The following is a 17,715-nucleotide window of genomic DNA, read 5'->3' on the forward strand; positions in this document are numbered from 1 at the left end:
TACCGTTGCGGAATGACTTCCGATGGTGCACCCGATCTCGCCAGCGCGCTGCTGACGATCCACGGCCGTATCCGCCGGACCCTGCTCACGGGCAAGTCCGACGAGGTCACCGCATCGCAGACCGCGGCGCTCGGACGCCTCCTCCGGTACGGCGAGAGCACGGTCGCCGACCTCGCCCGCGCCGAGGGTGTCCGCCCGCAGTCGATGGGCGCGACCGTCCAGGCACTCGTCGACCTCGGGTACGTCGAGCGCCGACAGGACCCCACCGACGGCCGACGGACCCTCGTCCGTGCGACGCCGGCGGGCGCGGCCGCACGCGAGGACGCGTGGTCGGCCCGCAGCCGGGTGCTCGCGGACCGCCTGGCCGCGCTCACCGCGGAGGACCGCGCGACCGTGGCCCGCTCGCTGCAGATCCTCGAGCCGCTGGTGGAACCGTGACCGCGACCGCCCCCGTCCCCACGCCTGCTCCGACCGACAGCGGCGGCAGCGGCTTCGGCCCGAAGCTCCTCGTCCCCGTGCTCGTCGGCCCGTTGCTCAACCCGATCAACACGACGATGGTGTCGGTCGCCCTCGCACCGATCTCCCGCGACCTCGGGATCGGTGCCGCGCAGGCGATCTGGCTCGTCGCGGCGCTGTACCTCGCGAGCGCCGTCGCCCAGCCGACGATGGGCAAGCTCGCGGACCGGTTCGGCCCGAAGAAGGTGTTCCTCACCGGTCTCGTGATCGTGGGCGTCGCCGGGGTCGTGCCCGAGTTCCTCACCGGGTTCGGCGGTGCGGTGACGGCCCGTGTGCTCATCGGGATCGGCACGTCGTCGGCCTACCCGGCGGCGCTCACGACGCTCCGACAGCACTCGGCACGGATCGGCAAGCCCACGCCCCCGCTCGTCCTCGGCGCGCTCTCGATCACGTCGCTCGTGTCCGCCGCAGCCGGGCCGCCGCTCGGCGGAGCGCTCATCGCGGCCTTCGGCTGGCACGCGATCTTCCTCGTCAACGTGCCGCTCGCGGTGTTCGGCATCGTGGTGTCGCTGCTGTGGCTGCCGTCCGACCGGCTGCGTCCGCAGAACGACGACGACCTGCCGGTGCTGCAGGCGCTCGACCCGGTCGGGATGCTCCTCATGACCGGGACCGTCTCGGCACTCCTGGTGTTCCTGCTCGACCTCTCGGCCGGGCTCTGGTGGCTGCTCGGGACCGCGGTCGTGCTGCTCGTCGCGCTCGTGCTGTGGGAGCTGCGCGCCGTGAAGCCGTTCGTCGACGTGCGGCTGCTCGCCCGCAACGGCGCGCTGTCCCGGACGTACGTGCGGCTGTTCCTCGTGTACCTGCTCGCGTACACGATGACCTACGGCTTCTCGCAGTGGGTGCAGGACGTCGCCGGGTACTCGAGCGACGCCGCCGGGTACATCCAGCTGCCCGCGGCGATCGTCGCCGGCATCGCCTCGTTCCTGGTCGCGCGGAAGACCGCCGTCCGTGGGCCGCTCATCGCCGCGGCCGTCGTGCCGATCGTCGGCGGGCTGCTCCTGCTCCTGCTCGATTCGGGGTCCCCCGTGGCCCTGCTCGTGCTCACCCCGGCGCTGTTCGGCGTCCCGCAGGCCTTCGCGTCGGTGTCGAACCAGGCTGCGCTGTACCGGGTCGTGCCCGCGGAGTACATCGGCACCGCGGCCGGGCTCTCGCGGACGAGCGTGTACATCGGCGCGATCGGCGCGTCCTCGCTCATCGGAGGGGTGTTCGGGACGGCTCCCACGACCGCGGACCTGCACGTGCTCGCGTGGGTGATCGTCGGCGTCGCCGTCGCGGCGAGCGTCCTGACGATCGCGGACCGCGCGCTCGCCCGACCGCGGCCGTCCTGACGATCGCGGACCGCGCGCTCGCCGGGCGGCGCCCCGTCGTCGGCAGCGCGCCGGGGCGGCGCCCCCGGCGCAGGCGTGACCAGCTCGCCAGCGCGGGCGGCGGACGGAGCCGATCCGTGCCTCCAGGCCGACCGCCGCGACGAGCCACGACGGGCCGCGAACCGCCGGACCACGTCGGGACCGGCCGGAACGGCCCACGACCAGCGCGCGGCAGCGCGCCCGGTACCCTGATCCGGTGACCGACCCGACGCCCGCGACCACCGCGACGACGCCCACGCACTGGACCCTGACCCTCGTCTGCGACGACCGTCCCGGGATCGTCCACGCCGTGTCCGGAGCCGTCGTCGCCGCGAACGGCAACATCACCGAGTCGCAGCAGTTCTCGAGCGCGGACACGAACACGTTCTTCATGCGCCTCCAGGTCATGGCGCCGGTCGACCGCGAGGCCTTCGAGGAGGCCCTCGCGCCCGTGGTCCAGCGGTACGACGCCCGCGTCCAGCTCGACGTCGTCGGCCGGCCGATGCGCACGCTCGTCCTCGTGTCGAAGGCGGGGCACTGCCTCAACGACCTGCTCTACCGGCAGCGCGGGGGCCAGCTCCCGATCGAGGTGCCGCTCGTGCTCTCGAACCACGCGGACCTGCAGGAGCTCGCGTCGTTCTACTCCGTGCCGTTCGAGCACCGGCCGGTCACCGACGCCGAGAGCAAGCACGACATGGAGCAGCGGATCCTCGAGGCGGTGGACGAGCACGACATCGAGCTCGTCGTCCTCGCCCGGTACATGCAGATCCTGTCGCCGGGGCTCTGCGCGGCACTCGAGGGACGCGCGGTGAACATCCACCACTCGTTCCTGCCCGGCTTCAAGGGCGCGAACCCGTACCGGCAGGCGCACGCCCGCGGGGTGAAGCTCATCGGGGCGACGGCGCACTTCGTCACGAGTGACCTCGACGAGGGGCCGATCATCGAGCAGAACGTCGTCCGTGTGGACCACACGAAGGACCCCGGTGAGCTCGTGTCGATCGGGCAGGACGAGGAGTCCCGCACGCTCACCCAGGCCGTCCGGTGGATCGCCGAGGACCGCGTGCTCCTCGACGGCGCCCGCACCATCATCTTCAAGTAGGAACCGTGTCCGCACCGCAGAGCCCCGTCGACTGGTCCGAGACCCCCGATCCGCACGCCGTCCAGCCTCGCCGCTTCGGGGCGTGGGACGTGCTGCGCGCGGTGGTGTGCGCGTTCGGGCTGTACTCGCTCGGGTACTGGGGCTACCTCGCCTGGCCGTACCCGCTGCCGGCCGTGTTCTTCATCGTCGGGGCGCCGCTCTTCGCCGCGGTGGTGTGGTTCTTCTTCCGCTCGCCGCGCTCCCCGATCGAGACGGACGTCGTCGGCAAGACCATCGTCGAGGTCGCTCTCGTCATCGCGGCCGGTGCCGCCTGGGTGTCGATCGGGCACCCAGTCGTCGGGCTCGTGTTCGTGGTCGTCGCGGCGCTCTCCGGCGTGGTGCAGTTCCGTCGGGAGACGCGGTGACCGGCATCGCCGACGGGTCCGCCGGGTCCGTCGGCGCTTCCGCCGTGAACGGTTCCGCTGTCGTGGGATCCGGCGTCGGCGGGCCCGGCCTGGAGGCGCGGCGCACGCTGGTCCGGTCGGCCCGCGTCGTCGACGCGGGCGGCTCCACGGCCGACGGGTGGGTCCTCCTCGACGGCGACGTCATCCGCGCGGTCGGCTCCGGCCCCGAGGCCCCCACGGCGGACGAGGTCGTCGACCTGGGCGACGCCGTCCTGGTGCCCGGGTTCGTCGACCTGCACGGGCACGGTGGTGGCGGTGCAGCCTACGAGGACGACTCCTTCGCGGCCGCGCTCGCGGTGCACCGGACGCACGGCACGACCCGGTCGGTCCTGTCGCTCGTCGCGAACCCACTGCCCTCCCTCGTCGGCTCGCTCGCCCAGGTCCGTTCGGTGATGGCCACGGATCCCCTGGTGCTCGGTGTGCACCTGGAGGGGCCGTTCCTGTCGCCGCAGAACAAGGGCGCCCACAACCCGGACTTCCTGATCGACCCGAGCCCGGACGCCGTCGACGCCCTGCTCGAGGCAGGCTCCGGGGTGATCCGCCAGGTGACGATCGCCCCGGAGCTCCCGGGAGCGACCCGCGCCATCGAACGCTTCGTCGCAGCGGGCGTGGTCGTCGCGGTCGGCCACACGGTGTGCTCGTACGACCAGGCGCGGGCCGCGTTCGACGCCGGCGCGACCCTGCTCACGCACGCGTGCAACGCCATGCCCGGGATCCACCACCGCGCGCCGGGCCCGATCCCCGCCGCGGTGGCCGACGACCGGGTCACGCTCGAACTCATCCTCGACGGCGTGCACGTGCACCCGTCGGTGGCGAGGATGCTGCTGGCCGCAGCGCCGGACCGCGTCGCGCTCGTCACCGACGCGATGGGGGCCGCCGGAGCCGCGGACGGCTCGTACACGCTCGGGTCGCTCGCCGTGACCGTCTCGGAGGGGGTCGCCCTCGTCGCAGGGACCGACACGATCGCCGGATCGACACTCACGCAGGACCAGGCACTCCGCAACGCGGTCACGCTCGCGGACCAGCCACTGCCCGACGCCGTGGGCGCGCTCACCTCGGTGCCGGCACGGGCGCTCGGGCTCGGCGACCACATCGGCCGGATCGCCCCCGGGTACGCCGCCGACCTCGTCGCGCTGACGCCGTCGCTCGAGGTGACACGGGTGTGGGGCGCCGGGCGCGCGATCGGCTGACCGGCCGGTCTGTCACACGGAGGCCCTCCCGGACACTCACTGTTCGGAGGCAATCGTGAACACACCAAGGGGGCCGGGCACCGTCCCGGACACAGCACTCGTCGCCGCCGTCGCGACGGGCGACGGCGAGGCGTACACCGCGCTGCTCGACCGGCACTCGCGGGCGGTCTTCCGCTACGCGTGGGGGCTCGCCGACGAACGGTCGGACGTCGACGACATCGTCCAGGAGACGTTCCTCGTCGCGTGGCGCCGGCGGAAGGACATCGGAGTCGTCGGTGCGTCTGCACTGCCGTGGCTGCTGACCACGACGCGGTTCGTGGCGATGAACGCGAACCGGCAGCGACGGTCCACCCGCACCGACGAGGTCGACGAGCACAGCGGCGCGTCCGAGGCCTGGTACCGCCAGGTCGCACACGACGAGGCCGTCCAGCAGCTGCGGTGGGTCCGCGCGGAGATCGCCGCGCTCGACTCACCCGACCGGGAACTCTGCGAGCTCTGCCTGCTCCAGGGCCGGTCCTACGACGAGGCCGCCGCGATGCTCGGCCTCACCACCACGAACGCGCGCAAGCGCATCCAACGGTCCCGCGCGAAGCTGAGGTCGAGCCGCGCGCTGCACGAGATGGAGCAGACACTGTGATCACCGCACCGCCGCCCGAGGGCGCCGCCCTCGACGAAGCCATCCGTCCGATCCGACGTGCGGTGCTCGACCGCACCGTCCACCGTCGTCGTCGCCGCTCCCGCTGGACCTTCGGAGCGGTCGGGTCCGTCGCTGCGGTCACCGCCCTCGCGACCGTGGTCGTCGGTGGGAACCTCACCGGCACCACAGACCGCGTACCCGTCCTGGGGTCGCACCCGCAGGCAGCCACCGCCGCCGAGGTCCTGCACAAGGCCGCCGACGAGACCGTCCTGGCGAGCGACCCGACCGTCGGGCCCGGCCAGTACCTCGAGGTGTCGACGAAACGGGAGAGTCAGGGGTTCTTCGGTGACGCGAACGAGTACTCCGCGCTCGTGCCGTACACGGTCACCGTCTACCGACCCGCTGACGTGTCTGCCGAGTGGACGCTCGTGCGCACGTCCGGCGAACCGACGCGGTTCTTCCCTGCCGCGTCCGCGACCGAGGCGGCCGCGGAGTGGAAGCGCGAAGGGTCGCCGTACCCGACCGAGACGCTGCACGGAGCAGGCGGCCGCTTCGAGGGGTACTCGGACTGGACGCCGGCGCACCTGGCCGAGATGCCGCGGGACCCGGACGAGCTGTACACGTGGGTGTCGGAGCACGCCACCGGTTCCGTGAGCCACGAGGAGGCGATGACGACGCTGATCTCCGACGACCTCGCCACCGGGCTCGTGCCTGCGGACCTCCGCAGCGCGATGTACGAGGTGCTCGCGAAGATCCCCGGGACGACGATCACCCACGACGCGGTGACGCTCGACGGGCGCACCGGGACGGCGATCGGCCGGGACGAGCCGAACCGGGACGGGGAGCACTCGGAGATCGTGATCGACCCCGACACCGGTGCGTACCTCGGGTCGCGGACGTTGACCGGCTCGGCGAGCCGGGTGCTCCCGAAGGGGGCGGTGCTCGACTCGTCCGCGGTGACGACGTCCGTGGTGGACAGCGTCCCCGCGGACTGAGCGCCGAGCGCGGGAGCGGCGTCCGGGTCCTCCCGGGCGCCGCTCCCGCGCATCCTGGACACGCCGCACGGTAGGTTGCGGGAGTGGGTTCCCTGCAGGACGTGTACGACGACGAGGACGCCGGTCTCGACCGTGACGGTCGGCTGCGTGCCGTGCAGGCCGCGCTCCTCCCCAGGACGACCGCGACGATCGCCGGATGGACGGCGGCACACGTCTGGCGGGCCGCGTCCGACGTGTCCGGCGACCTCGCGGACGTCTCGGTCGGGCCGGACGGGCGCACCGCGACGATCACGCTCGGGGACGTCATGGGCAAGGGCGTCCCCGCCGGGCTCCTGGCCGCGCACCTGCTCGGCACGATCGACGCCCTGGCCCGCGAGGCACCGGCCGTCACCGTCGAGGGCGCCGAGAACGCCGTGCGCTCCCGCCTGGAACGGGCGGCTGCGTTCGCGACCCTGTTCCACGCCCGGATCCGACTGCACGACGGCTCGGTCGAGTTCATCGATGCCGGGCACGGCTTCGCAGCGGTCGCCCACGCGGGAGGCGAGACCGTGCGCATCCCGTCGGTGGACCTTCCCGTCGGCCTGCAGCCCCGGGGGTTCGCGCGACTGCCCCGGCACCTCGACCTCGGCCCGGGCGACGTCCTCGTCGTCGCGTCCGACGGCATCCTCGAACTCCCGGGCGCGAGCTTCGGCACACTGACCGACCTCGCGGCACGGCTCGCGCACGAGCGGTCGTTGGCCCAGGGGCTGCGGGCCTTCCTCCGCACCGTCCCGGAGACCATCAGCGACGACCTCACCATCGTCGCGATCCGCCGAGACCCCGTCCGTGACCAGGCACCGACCGACCCCTCGACCACCGACGGAGAGCTCGACCGATGACCCTCTCGACCCTCGTCTTCACGGCTGCCCGGACAGGGCGCCTCAGCCACGACGACCTCGTCCGTCTGCTGCCGGTCGAGCGGGCCAGGAACGCCGAGCTCGGGATCACCGGTGTCCTCGCGCTCGACGACGCGAACGTCCTCGGCGTCGTCGAGGGACCGGACGACGTGGTGCGAGCGCGGGTGCACGAGGTCGCGTCCGATCCGGCGAACGTCGACGTCCAGGTCCTCCTCGACGACCCCATCGAGGAGCGGACGTTCCCCGACTGGTCGATGGCGTTCCGCACGGACGACCCGGCCGTGCGGTCGATGGACGGCTTCGAGGACCTCTTCGCCGAGGACCGCGCGCCCGACCCCGCGGCCGACACCTCGCGGTCGCGGGCATTGCTCGAGTGGTTCCGACGGACGCCGCCGGAACAGCTCTCGACCCGCCGGTCGACCGCGCCCGTCCGCGAACGCGTGCTCCGGGCATCGATCGACGTGCTGCGCGACGTCGGTCCCACCCGTTCGTCCCTCGACGCCGTCGCCGAGCGGGCGGGGCTCCCGCGCGACACCGTGACCGCGAACTTCCCGACGATGCCGGCGCTCCTCGCCGCCACGCTCGCGACCTGGCTCGACCAGGTGACCGCCCCGCTGGCACCCGTCGCACGCGCGGAGGGCACGGTGCCGTGGCTGCGCGCGCTGGTCGTCGCGTTCGCCGCTGAGCCAGCACTCGACCGGCTCATCGTCGCGGCGCTCGCCCCGGCCGCCGATCCCGGGGAACCAGCCGGGGGCGACTTCCTGGTCAGCTACCGCGCCTTCCGCGACGGCATCCGGCTCGCACTCGAGCAGGACGTCGCGGTCGGCCGTCTCCCGGCGACCCTCGACCCGGGCGTCGGAGCGCAGCAGCTCCTGGCCCTGTTCGACGGGCTGCGCATCCAGAACCTCTTCGACCCGGAGCCGGACGTCGCGGAGACGTTCGCCCGTGCCGCCGACCGACTCCGACGAGGGTGGGCAGCGTCGTGAGGAACCGGGGCATCTCCGTCGAGACCGTGATCGCGGCGGACATCGAGCGGGTCTGAGCGGCGACGCAGGACCCGACACAGCACGTGCGGTGGGACGTCCGGTTCTCCGAGATCGTGCCGGAGCGCGACACCGTCGACACCGCTGTGCGGTTCACCTACGTCCGACGGTCCCCGGTGCACGACGTCCACGGCACCGGCGTGAGCATCGGCGAGCGCCGACGTCCGGACGGCTCCCGGACCTCTGCGCTCCGCTTCTCGACCGCGGACCCGCTGTCACCGATCCGTACCGGTCGCGGGTACTGGCGGTACGTCCCCACCGAGGACGGCCGCACACGGTTCATCACCGGGTACGACCACGCGAGCGGTTGGGGTCCGCTAGCCGAAGAGCAGGACACCGTCGATCACACCGACGGCGACCGCGCCCCAGAACCACGGAGCCGCTGCGCCGCGGTGCAGCCGGCCGCGTCCGAACCCGTCCGCGCGCACGGCGAGGACAGCGGACCGGAGGAGCATCGCGAGCGCGGCCACCGCAGCTGCGAACAACACGCTCCACACCCACCACGAGAACTCCAGCACCAGAGTCTCCCAGACGGTCTCGCACCGTGTCGGCGACGCGGGCGCGCCGAGCGCATGATGGACGGCATGGACATCGACGCCGTCGCGGCTGCGCTGATCGAGCGTGCGGAAGGCTTCGGGCAAGCGGTGGTGCGGACGGGCGCGAGCACGCCGGTCGGTACGCTCCGCGCCGCGGTCCGGCGCACCGCTCGGGCACGTGGCCTGTCGATTCGCACCGGGATGTTCGACGATGTGCTCGCCGTCGTCCGGACGGATGCTCCGCTCTGGGAGGCCCCGACGTCCGAGATGCGTCGGGCGCTCGCCGCGCCCGACGAACCCGGGATCGTCGCCTGACGGTCAGACCGACGCTTCGGTCCCCTTGACCTTCCCGACCACGACGTCGACGATCCCCGCGACGAGTGCCGCTGCGACGAACACCAGCGCGACACCGAGGCCGAGCGGCAGCCCCTGCCCGTAGTCGCCCTTCGAGTCGGCGAGCGCCGAGTAGAAGACGCTCCCGACCGCCGCGATGCCGATGGCGGAGCCGACGCGGGCACCGACCTGGATGAGACCACCGGCGGAGCCGCCCTGCTGGACCGGCACCTCGGACAGCGTGAGGGTCTGGTTCGGGGAGATCGTGAGCCCCGAGCCGACGCCCGCGACGAGCAGCGGCACGACGAGCCACCACCCGAGGTCGGAGCGGTAGTGGTTCGCGACGACCCAGATGACCCCGCCGAGCCCGAGCAGCACGAGGATCGTCCCGACGACGATGAGCTGTCGACCGAATCGGTGGACGATCCGCCCGCCGATCGTCGACGCGATGCCGGAGCCGATGGCGAACGGCACCGAGGACAGTCCGGCGAGCAGGGCCGAGTACTCCAGGCCGGACTGCAGTGCGAGCGTGAGGACGAAGAACAGCGGTGTGAAACCGGCGAAGTAGAGCGTCGCGAGGCCGACACCGAGTGAGAACGACCGGCGGCGGAAGAGCCCGAGGTCGATGACCGGCTCCTTGGTCCGGCCGTAGTGGCGCTCCCACAGCACGAAGAGCACGGCGAACACGACCGCGACGACCACGAGCCAGTACTTCGTGTTGCCCTTCCACACCTCGGACTGCACGAAGGGCAGCAGGAGCGCGACGACGGCGGCACCGAGCAGGACGATGCCGACCGGGTCGAAGTCGTGCTTCCGGCCACGCTCGGCCTTCGCGGTGGCGGGCAGGTACCGGAACGCCAGGAGGATCGTGATCAGTCCGACGGGCAGGTTCACGAAGAACACGAAGCGCCACCCGTTCTCGGTCCCGAACGCCGTGATGAGCAGCCCGCCGACGAGGGGGCCGATCGCGGTGGCGATGCCGACCGTGGCACCGAAGAGGCCGAACGCGGTGCCGCGCTCCTTGCCGCGGAAGAGCTGCTGGATGAGCGCGGTGACCTGCGGGGTGAGCAGACCACCCGCGAAGCCCTGCACGAGTCGCGCGATCACGAGCACGAGCCCGTTCGGGGCGAAGCCGCAGAGGGCGCTCGCGAGCGTGAAGAGTCCGACGCCGATGACGAACATGCGCCGACGACCCGAGGCGTCACCGAGTCGGCCACCGGGCACGAGCAGGAGGCCGAAGGCCAGGGCGTACCCGGAGAGGATCCACTGCACGGCCTCGGGGGTGGCACCGGGCAGTCCGGACGAGATCGACTGCAGTGCGACGTTGACGATCGAGACGTCGAGCAGCACGATGCCGCCACCGAGCAGGCAGATGACGAGGGCCTTCCAGCGGTTGGGGTCCGGCTGGTCACCGCCGTCCTCGCTGCTGTCCCGCCCGGCGGGCGACGTGGGCGCTGACGAGGGCGTCGACGGCGCTGCGGGCGTCTCGACGGTCGCCGCGTGGTGCGCGGCGTGGTGTGCGACGGTGGGAGCCGCATCGGGCTCGACGGGTTTGCGGTGTTCGGCAGCCATGACACCGCCACGGTAGGCGCGTGGACGACGGCGACTCGCAGCGTGCGGGGCCTGCGCGTACCCCGACGGCGCCACGCTGCGAGGATGGCTGCATGAGCGTCATGGTCTCCGCGTTCGACGCGCACCGCACCCGCACGAGCGAGAAGTACACGGCCTTCCCCCCGGAGGTCCTGCCGATGTTCGTCGCCGAGATGGACGTGACCCTCGCCGAACCGGTGCGGGACGCCCTCGTCGCGGCGGTCACGAACGGGGACACCGGCTACGTCGGACACGGCCGAGCGCTGCCCGAGGCGTTCGCCGACTTCGCCCGAGACCGCTGGTCGTGGCACGTCGATCCGGACCTCGTGCGGACGACGACGGACGTCTCGGTCGCGGCCGTCGAGACGCTGCGCCGGGTCATCGAGCCGGGTGACCGCGTCGTCGTCATGCCGCCCGTCTACGCACCGTTCTGGGAGTACGTCACCGAAGCCGGCGGCACCGTGACCGAGGTCCCCCTGCTGCCGCCGGACGACGAGGACGGCGAGGGCGCCGCTGCCACGACGGCGGGCTGGCGGATGGACCTCGACGGGGTGCGCCGGGCGTTCACCGACGGCGTCCGGACCGTGCTGCTGTGCAACCCGCACAACCCCCTCGGCCTCGTGCACCCCCGTGACGAGCTCGCCGCTCTGGCCCGGCTCGCCGCGGAGTTCGACGCCGTCGTGGTGTCCGACGAGATCCACGCCCCGCTGACCCACGCCGACGCGGTCTTCACACCGTTCCTCGACTCGTGCCCGGAAGCCGCCGGCCTCGGCGTCGCCCTGACGAGCGCGAGCAAGGCGTGGAACCTCGCCGGCACGAAGTGCGCCCTGATGGTCGGTGCGTCCGAGCGGGCGCGGGCCTGGTTCGACGGGATGCCGGCCGAGGTCTTCGAGCGCACCGGGATCCTCGGCTACACCGCGAGCGTGGCGGCCTTCCGCGAGGGAGGACCCTGGCTCGCCTCGCTGCTCACGGAACTGACCGTGAACCGGAGGACGCTGGCCGAGCGGCTCGGCGACGTGCTGCCCGGCTCGCGGTACCGGCAGCCCCAGGCGTCCTACCTCGCCTGGGTCGACCTCGGTGCGCTGCCGTTCGGCGACGACCCCGCCGCGGTCCTGCTGGACCGAACGGCGGTCGCGCTGTCCCGTGGGCTCGACTTCGGCCGACAGGGGGCCGGACACGTGCGCCTGAACTTCGGCTGCTCCGCCGAGACCCTCGACGAGGCACTGCGGCGGCTCAGCGCAGCGCACTGAGCGGGATCCGAGCCGCCGCGACGGGCGTCACTCGAACCGCTGCCACTCCGGCTTGTTGTCGTACGTGTAGCGGTAGTAGTCGGCGAGCCGGAGACCCGCGGCGGCTTCCTCGTCCACCACGACGGTGGCGTGCTGGTGCAGTTGCAGCGCCGAACCCGGCACGAAGGACGACAGCGGCCCCTCGACCGCGGCGGCCACCGCGTCGGCCTTGGCCGAGCCCTGGGCGACGAGGACGAGCTCGCCGGCCTCGAGGATGGTGCCGAGGCCCTGGGTCATGCAGTGCGTCGGGACCTGGTCCGGGGAGTCGAAGAACCGGGCGTTCGCCTCGCGCGTGGACGGCGCGAGGGTCTTGATGCGGGTGCGGGACGCGAACGACGAGGTCGGCTCGTTGAAGCCGATGTGCCCGTTCGCGCCGATGCCGAGGATCTGCACGTCGACCCCGCCCGCGGCGCGGATCGCGGCGTCGTACTCCTTCGCGGCGAACTCGAGGTCGGTGGCGCGGCCGTCCGGCACGCGGACGCGCGACGGGTCGAAGCCGAGCGGGCCGACGACGTCGCGGGCGATGACGGATGCGTACGACTCCGGGTGCTCGAGCGGGATGCCGACGTACTCGTCGAGGGCGAACCCGCGGGCCTCGGCGAACGAGATCTCGCCGGCCTCGACGCGACGCCGCAGGTCGGCGTAGATGCCCTGCGGGCTGGACCCGGTGGCGAGACCGATGACGGCGGACGGCTTCTTCGCGACGACGGAGGCGATCTTGGCCGCGGCGACGCGACCGACCTCCGCCGGCGTGGGCAGGATGATGATCTCCACGGTCCCACCCTACTGGTCATGACCAGTCCGCGACAGGGTGTGCCGTAGCGTGGGTGCGTGCCGACCCCCGACTTCGTCCTGTCCCTCCGCGAGCGCATCGGGAAGCACCCGCTCTGGCTCACCGGCGTCACCGCCGTGGTCACGCGCGGTTCCGGCGCGGACCGCGAGCTCCTGGTCGTCCGTCGGGCCGACACGGGCGCGTACACGCCCGTGACCGGCATCGTCGACCCCGGCGAGGAACCGGCCGTGGCTGCTGCGCGCGAGGTGCTCGAGGAAGCCGACGTCGTCGCGGAGGCCGAGCGGCTCGCCTGGGTGCAGGTCCTGCCGGAGATGACGTACCCGAACGGCGACCGCGCGCAGTACCTCGACCTCGTGTTCGCGTTCCGCTGGGTCTCGGGGACGCCGTTCCCGGCCGACGGCGAGAACACCGAGGCGTTCTGGGCCCGGCTGGACGCGCTGCCTTCGATGTCCGAGGACATGCGTGCCCGTGTCGACGCCGCGCTGTCGGACGAGGTGGCGACGCGCTTCCAGCGCTGACGGGTCGGCGCTGACGCGCCACGGGTCGGACTGGAGGCGCGGGGCGGGCCCGCACCGTGCCTCCCGTCCGTCGGCCGACGCCTCCGACCGCGACCCAGCCCGTCATGTCCTGTCGCTTTCGCGAAAGCGACGATGTCATGCGCGCGGAACGCACCACACTGTCGCTTTCCCGGCGTGGACGGCACGGCTCCCACGCGAACTGTCGCTTTCGCGCCGGGGACCGCCGCGCGTCGGCGAACGCCCCGGCGCGCCCGGCGCCCCGCGCTCGCTACGCGAGCGGCTCGACCGCGACGGGTGCGCCGGTCAGGCGCACGGCGACGGGTTCGCCGGCGACCCGGCGGTCACCGACCTCGTGCTGCACGGTGACGATGGTGTCGTCGTCGAGGCGGACGGTCGTGCGGCGGATCGACCCCAGGAAGCTCGACGACACGACGGCGCCGGTGATGCCCTCGGACGCGAAGGCCACGTCCTCGGGGCGGACGTAGGCGACCACGGGGCCGTCCGCCGCCGCGCGGTCGATCGCCGGCACCGTGAACCCGTACACGAACACGTCGCCGCCGCGGAGGTCGCCGTGCATCCGGTTCGACTGCCCGACGAAGTCCGCCGTGAACGCCGAGGCCGGGGCCCGGTAGAGCTCCTCGGGGGTGCCGACCTGCTCGATGTTCCCCGCCCGCATGACCGCGATCCGGTCGGAGACGGCGAGCGCCTCCTCCTGGTCGTGGGTGACGAACACGGTCGTGATGCCGAGGTCGCTCTGGATGCGGCGGATCTCGTCGCGCAGTGAGACGCGGACCTTGGCGTCGAGTGCGGAGAGCGGCTCGTCGAGCAGGAGCACCCGGGGCCGGGTGACGAGGGCGCGGGCGAGGGCGACGCGCTGCTGCTGCCCGCCGGAGAGCTGGTGCGGGTACCGGTCGGCGAACTCCGCGAGGTGGACCATGTCGAGCGCCTCGATGACCCGCTCGCGGCGCGCGGCCGCCGCGACCTTCCGCATCTCGAGGCCGAACGCGACGTTCTGCCGGACCGTCATGTGCGGGAAGAGCGAGTACTGCTGGAACACCATGCCGATGTCGCGACGGTTGACCGGCACGGCGCTGACGTCCGCGCCGTCGATGCGCACGGTGCCGGCGTCGACGGCCTCGAGTCCCGCGAGTGCCCGGAGCGCCGTGGTCTTGCCGCAGCCGGACGGGCCGAGGAGCGAGACGAACTCGCCCGGCTCGATGCGGAGCGACAGGCCGGCGAGGGCCCGGTGTGCGCCGTAGTGCTTCTCGACGTCGACGAGTTCGACCGTGGCGCCGGTGCTCGCGAGCGTAGCCGGTGCGGCGGGGGCGGTGGTGGTCATGCGGACTCCTTCGGGCCGTTCCGGCGGTGTGAACCGACCCGGCCGATGACGACGAGCAGCACGAACCCGAAGAGGAGTGCTGCGAGCGAGAAGATCGCGGCGACGTACGGATCGGTGGACTGCACGAGCAGCAGCGCCGTCTGGAACGTCGTGCGGGAGAGGAACGAGGCGAGGGTGTACTCGCCGAGGACGACCGTGATCGTGAGGAAGCACGCGGCGGTGATGCCACGGCGGAGGTTCGGCAGCAGCACGCGCCACGTCACGGTCCACCAGGAGGCGCCGAGCGACCGGGCCGCCTCGGACAGGACGGTGACGTCCATCGCGGTGAGGGCTGCGGCGACGGGACGGAACGCGAACGGGAGCGACACGATGCCGATGGCGAAGGCGAGCGTCCAGGCCCCGGAGCCGAACACCTGCGACACCACCTGGTACACGGGGATGAAGCCGACGACGAGCACCACCACGGGGACCGTGATCGGCACGATGCAGACGAACTCGAGCACGCGGCGGAGTCTCGGGTAGCGGAGTGCGGTGATGATCTGGGCGGGCAGCAGCACCAGGAGCACGATCGCCACCGTGATGACGGCGATGAGCAGCGAGGCGCCGAGGCCGTCGAACACGGGCTGGTACATGGCCGCGTTCACCGGGTCGGTGAGCGCCGTGTAGTGGTCGAGGGTCAGACCGCCGTCGGTGCCCTGACGGAAGGTGAACTGCAGGAGTGCGATGAGTGGGACGGCGAAGACGAGGCCGACCACGACCAGCACGATCGCGGCGGTGACCCGCGACGGGGCCGCGCCGAACCGCCGAGGCCGACCCGTGCCTCCCGGCCGGGTCCGCGGAGCGGTGCCCGCGGTCATCGCTGCCACCTCGCGGCTCGTCGCTGCAGGAGCGAGTAGGCGCCCATCACGACGGCCATCACGACCACCATGCCGAGAGCGAGCACCCCGGCGACGTTCTGCAGCCCGATGATCGTCTCGCTCGTGAGCTGCGCGCGGATCGTGAGCGGGACGATGCCGCCCTGGGAGATGAGCGCCGCGGCGGTCGCGAACGACGAGAACGCGTTGGCGAAGAGGAGCAGCAGCGACCCCCAGAACGCCGGCGCGAGCACGGGGAGGGCGATGCGCCGCCAGTACGTCGCGCGCGAGGCGCCGAGGGTGGCGGCGGCCTCGCCCCACTGCGTCTTCACGCCCTCGAGCGCGGGCATGAACGTGAGGACCATGAGGGGCACCTGGAAGTAGACATAAGGCAGGACGAGCCCGGGGACCGTGTACAGGAAGGCACCACCGGCGTTGAGGTCGACGCCGAACGTCGACACGAGCCAGGTGGTCACGAGCCCCTGCACGCCGATCGTGGCGATGAACGCGAAGGCGAGCATGACCCCGCCGAACTGGGCGAGGACGCTCGCGGCCGCGTCGATCGCGGAGCGGACCAGGCCGTCGGGCCGGAGGGCCGACAGCGCCCAGCACACGACCGCCCCGATCACCGCGCCGACCACGGCGGAGACGGCGGAGAGACCGAACGACGCAGCGAAGGCGCGGAGCACGGTGGGGTCGGCGAACGCCGCGAGGTTCGCGAACGTGAACCTTCCGGACGCGTCGAAGAAGCCGCTGCCCACCGCGATGACGGCCGGGACGGCGAGGAAGAGCAGGACGTACGCGGCGAACGGGGTGAGGCCGAGCCAGGCGACGCCGACGCGGCGCCGGACACGGGGTCCGGCGCCGCGGCGGGCAGTGGCATCGGTCGCTGCGGTCGCGCTGGTGACGACGGGCGCCGCACTGGTGGCGGCCGGCCCGGCAGTGACGGGGGCGGAGGGCGCCGCGGTGCCGGGGGCGTTGGGCGCCCGGGTGCCGGGAGCGCTGGGCACCCCGGTGCCGGGGGCGGTGGGCACCCCGGGAGCCGATGCGGTGGTCATGCCGGTCAGGAGCCCATCGTGGCGGACCACTTCGCGGACAGGACCTTCGCGGCGGCCGTGACCTGGTCGTCGGTCAGCTCGACGTAGTCCTTCGGCATGCCGCCGGCGGCCTCGAGGGCGTCCTGGTCGACCTTGCCCGACTTCTCGAGCGCGGCGAGGGTCGACGGGAACGCGCCGGCCTGCAGGTAGAGGTTCTGCACGGTCGGGCTCGCGATGTACTCCTGCCACAGGCGCGCGGCCGCGGGGTGCGGGGCGTCCTTGTTGATCGCCTGCGAGTAGTACGAGCCGAGGGCCTGCCCCTCGGGGACGACGGTCTTCCAGTTCTTGTTCCCGCTCGACCCGGCGGCCGGACCCCAGGCGAGGTTGTTGTAGGACCACTGGATGACGACGGGCGTCTCGCCCGAGGCGACGGTCGCCTGCGAGGGCAGGACGTTCTGGAAGTTGCCGGCCTGCTTGAGCTTGCCGAAGTACTCGACGCCCTTCGTGATGTCGTCCGCCGACCCGCCGTTCTCGAGGGCGGCGAGGTACACCGCGCTCGCGGCCTGGTTCGCCTGCGTCGGGTCGCCCGCGATCGAGACCTTGCCCTCGTACTCGGAACCGAGCAGGTCGTTCAGGTCCTTCGGAGCGGTCGTGATCTTCGAGGAGTCGTAGCCGATCGACATCAGGCCCGTGTAGTCGCGCGTCCACCCGCCGTCCGCGTCCTTGAGCGAGTCGGGGATGTCCGACCAGTTCGCGACCTTGTAGTCGGCGAGCAGACCGAGGTTCTGCTGCAGGACGGCGTTGCCGAGGTCGAGCACGTCGGGGGCGGTGGACTGGCCCTTCTGCGACTTCACCGCGGCGACCTCGTCGGCGCTCGAGCCGTTCGGGTTCGCGGAGTTGACCTTGATGCCGTACTCCTTCGTGAAGCCGTCGATGATCTTGCCGTAGTTCGCCCACGACGGCGGCAGCGCGATGACGTTGAGCTGTCCCTCGGCCTTGGCGGCCTTGACGAGGGCGTCCATGCCGCCGGCGGACTCGGCGCTCGTCGCGGTCTTCCAGTCGGAGTCGTCCTTCGTGGACGCGCTGCTCGTCGCCGAGCAACCGGCGAGGGTGACGATGGCGGCGGCCGCGAGGGCGATGCCGGCGAGGGTGCGCTTGTGCTGCACGGGGTGTGCCTTCCGGGTCGGGGATCCGTTCCGCACGACTGTGCGACTCGGTCGGAGACGAGGATGGCCGGGGCCGGTGAGCGGTCCGGATCGGC

General features: G+C 72.5%; 19 protein-coding genes. 12 read left to right on the forward strand and 7 right to left on the reverse strand.

The annotated features are described in order from the left end of the window. Nucleotides 1-12: 12 nt before the first annotated feature. The 9 genes from ABC270_RS17585 (at nt 13) to ABC270_RS17625 (ending at nt 8,108) form a co-directional block, all read left to right on the forward strand. Nucleotides 13-438: a MarR family winged helix-turn-helix transcriptional regulator gene (locus tag ABC270_RS17585; RefSeq protein WP_290133685.1), complete on the forward strand. Its 426-nt coding sequence runs from the start codon at nt 13-15 to the stop codon at nt 436-438. After that, on the forward strand, nt 435-1,844 hold the full coding sequence (locus ABC270_RS17590; protein WP_412881998.1) for an MFS transporter: 1,410 nt from the start codon (nt 435-437) through the stop codon (nt 1,842-1,844). Before ABC270_RS17585 ends, ABC270_RS17590 begins: the two co-directional genes overlap by 4 nt. A gap of 235 nt (nt 1,845-2,079) precedes the next feature. Continuing rightward, nucleotides 2,080-2,961: a formyltetrahydrofolate deformylase gene (purU, locus tag ABC270_RS17595; protein ID WP_412881999.1), complete on the forward strand. Its 882-nt coding sequence runs from the start codon at nt 2,080-2,082 to the stop codon at nt 2,959-2,961. 5 nt (nt 2,962-2,966) lie between these two features. Next, entirely contained in the window at nt 2,967-3,365 is a 399-nt protein-coding gene (locus tag ABC270_RS17600) for a YrdB family protein (protein ID WP_412882000.1), read from the forward strand. Between the two features lie 89 nt (nt 3,366-3,454). Next, nucleotides 3,455-4,594: an N-acetylglucosamine-6-phosphate deacetylase gene (nagA, locus tag ABC270_RS17605; protein ID WP_412882117.1), complete on the forward strand. Its 1,140-nt coding sequence runs from the start codon at nt 3,455-3,457 to the stop codon at nt 4,592-4,594. A 55-nt stretch (nt 4,595-4,649) separates the two neighbouring features. Continuing rightward, complete coding sequence (locus tag ABC270_RS17610) at nt 4,650-5,231, forward strand: RNA polymerase sigma factor (RefSeq protein ID WP_058726132.1); 582 nt, start codon at nt 4,650-4,652, stop codon at nt 5,229-5,231. Continuing rightward, nucleotides 5,228-6,226, forward strand: a complete 999-nt coding sequence (locus tag ABC270_RS17615; RefSeq protein ID WP_412882001.1) for a CU044_5270 family protein — start codon at nt 5,228-5,230, stop codon at nt 6,224-6,226. Before ABC270_RS17610 ends, ABC270_RS17615 begins: the two co-directional genes overlap by 4 nt. Before the next feature lie 83 nt (nt 6,227-6,309). After that, nucleotides 6,310-7,104, forward strand: a complete 795-nt coding sequence (locus ABC270_RS17620; protein WP_412882002.1) for a PP2C family protein-serine/threonine phosphatase — start codon at nt 6,310-6,312, stop codon at nt 7,102-7,104. Then, nucleotides 7,101-8,108, forward strand: coding sequence for a BLUF domain-containing protein (locus ABC270_RS17625; RefSeq protein WP_412882003.1), 1,008 nt, complete (start codon nt 7,101-7,103; stop codon nt 8,106-8,108). The genes ABC270_RS17620 and ABC270_RS17625 overlap by 4 nt, the downstream gene beginning before the upstream one ends. 374 nt (nt 8,109-8,482) lie before the next feature. Here ABC270_RS17625 and ABC270_RS17630 read toward each other — a convergent pair whose 3' ends face one another. Continuing rightward, complete coding sequence (locus ABC270_RS17630; RefSeq protein WP_412882004.1) at nt 8,483-8,683, reverse strand: hypothetical protein; 201 nt, start codon at nt 8,681-8,683, stop codon at nt 8,483-8,485. A 66-nt stretch (nt 8,684-8,749) separates the two neighbouring features. On the opposite strand from ABC270_RS17630, the gene ABC270_RS17635 reads away from it, so the two are divergent. After that, the gene (locus tag ABC270_RS17635; RefSeq protein ID WP_412882005.1) at nt 8,750-9,016 is read left to right on the forward strand and encodes a hypothetical protein; all 267 of its coding nucleotides are present in this window, start codon (nt 8,750-8,752) and stop codon (nt 9,014-9,016) included. A gap of 3 nt (nt 9,017-9,019) precedes the next feature. Here ABC270_RS17635 and ABC270_RS17640 read toward each other — a convergent pair whose 3' ends face one another. Then, a complete protein-coding gene (locus ABC270_RS17640; protein WP_412882006.1) occupies nt 9,020-10,606 on the reverse strand; it encodes an MFS transporter in 1,587 nt (528 codons plus the stop codon). 92 nt (nt 10,607-10,698) lie between these two features. Between ABC270_RS17640 and ABC270_RS17645 the strand changes: the two genes are divergently transcribed. Then, the gene (locus ABC270_RS17645; protein ID WP_412882007.1) at nt 10,699-11,874 is read left to right on the forward strand and encodes a MalY/PatB family protein; all 1,176 of its coding nucleotides are present in this window, start codon (nt 10,699-10,701) and stop codon (nt 11,872-11,874) included. Nucleotides 11,875-11,901: 27 nt separating this feature from the next. On the opposite strand, the gene nagB is transcribed toward ABC270_RS17645, so the two are convergent. Continuing rightward, a complete protein-coding gene (nagB, locus tag ABC270_RS17650; protein ID WP_412882008.1) occupies nt 11,902-12,687 on the reverse strand; it encodes a glucosamine-6-phosphate deaminase in 786 nt (261 codons plus the stop codon). A gap of 57 nt (nt 12,688-12,744) precedes the next feature. On the opposite strand from nagB, the gene ABC270_RS17655 reads away from it, so the two are divergent. Beyond that, complete coding sequence (locus tag ABC270_RS17655) at nt 12,745-13,224, forward strand: NUDIX hydrolase (protein ID WP_412882009.1); 480 nt, start codon at nt 12,745-12,747, stop codon at nt 13,222-13,224. Nucleotides 13,225-13,492: 268 nt separating this feature from the next. Here the strand turns inward: ABC270_RS17655 and ABC270_RS17660 are convergent, their stop codons facing one another. The 4 genes from ABC270_RS17660 to ABC270_RS17675 are packed head-to-tail and all read right to left on the reverse strand — an operon-like array spanning nt 13,493 to nt 17,620. Further along, nucleotides 13,493-14,563 (reverse strand): ABC transporter ATP-binding protein, encoded by a 1,071-nt coding sequence (locus ABC270_RS17660; protein ID WP_412882010.1) that lies wholly within the window; start codon nt 14,561-14,563, stop codon nt 13,493-13,495. Continuing rightward, on the reverse strand, nt 14,560-15,420 hold the full coding sequence (locus tag ABC270_RS17665; protein ID WP_412882011.1) for an ABC transporter permease: 861 nt from the start codon (nt 15,418-15,420) through the stop codon (nt 14,560-14,562). Before ABC270_RS17665 ends, ABC270_RS17660 begins: the two co-directional genes overlap by 4 nt. Continuing rightward, on the reverse strand, nt 15,417-16,475 hold the full coding sequence (locus ABC270_RS17670; RefSeq protein WP_412882012.1) for an ABC transporter permease: 1,059 nt from the start codon (nt 16,473-16,475) through the stop codon (nt 15,417-15,419). The genes ABC270_RS17665 and ABC270_RS17670 overlap by 4 nt, the downstream gene beginning before the upstream one ends. 5 nt (nt 16,476-16,480) lie before the next feature. Next, nucleotides 16,481-17,620 (reverse strand): ABC transporter substrate-binding protein, encoded by a 1,140-nt coding sequence (locus tag ABC270_RS17675; protein ID WP_412882013.1) that lies wholly within the window; start codon nt 17,618-17,620, stop codon nt 16,481-16,483. Between the last annotated feature and the right edge of the window lie 95 nt (nt 17,621-17,715).

Source organism: Curtobacterium phoenicis, assembly GCF_047238015.1.
In the GTDB taxonomy this organism is placed as follows: domain Bacteria; phylum Actinomycetota; class Actinomycetes; order Actinomycetales; family Microbacteriaceae; genus Curtobacterium.

Coding starts and splice junctions, on each gene's coding strand:
- ABC270_RS17585 (WP_290133685.1), top strand. CDS start 13: ATGACTTCCGATGGTGCACCCGATCTCGCCAGCGCGCTGCTGACGATC.
- ABC270_RS17625 (WP_412882003.1), top strand. CDS start 7,101: ATGACCCTCTCGACCCTCGTCTTCACGGCTGCCCGGACAGGGCGCCTC.
- ABC270_RS17635 (WP_412882005.1), top strand. CDS start 8,750: ATGGACATCGACGCCGTCGCGGCTGCGCTGATCGAGCGTGCGGAAGGC.
- ABC270_RS17640 (WP_412882006.1), bottom strand. CDS start 10,606: ATGGCTGCCGAACACCGCAAACCCGTCGAGCCCGATGCGGCTCCCACC.
- ABC270_RS17645 (WP_412882007.1), top strand. CDS start 10,699: ATGAGCGTCATGGTCTCCGCGTTCGACGCGCACCGCACCCGCACGAGC.
- ABC270_RS17660 (WP_412882010.1), bottom strand. CDS start 14,563: ATGACCACCACCGCCCCCGCCGCACCGGCTACGCTCGCGAGCACCGGC.
- ABC270_RS17665 (WP_412882011.1), bottom strand. CDS start 15,420: ATGACCGCGGGCACCGCTCCGCGGACCCGGCCGGGAGGCACGGGTCGG.
- ABC270_RS17670 (WP_412882012.1), bottom strand. CDS start 16,475: ATGACCACCGCATCGGCTCCCGGGGTGCCCACCGCCCCCGGCACCGGG.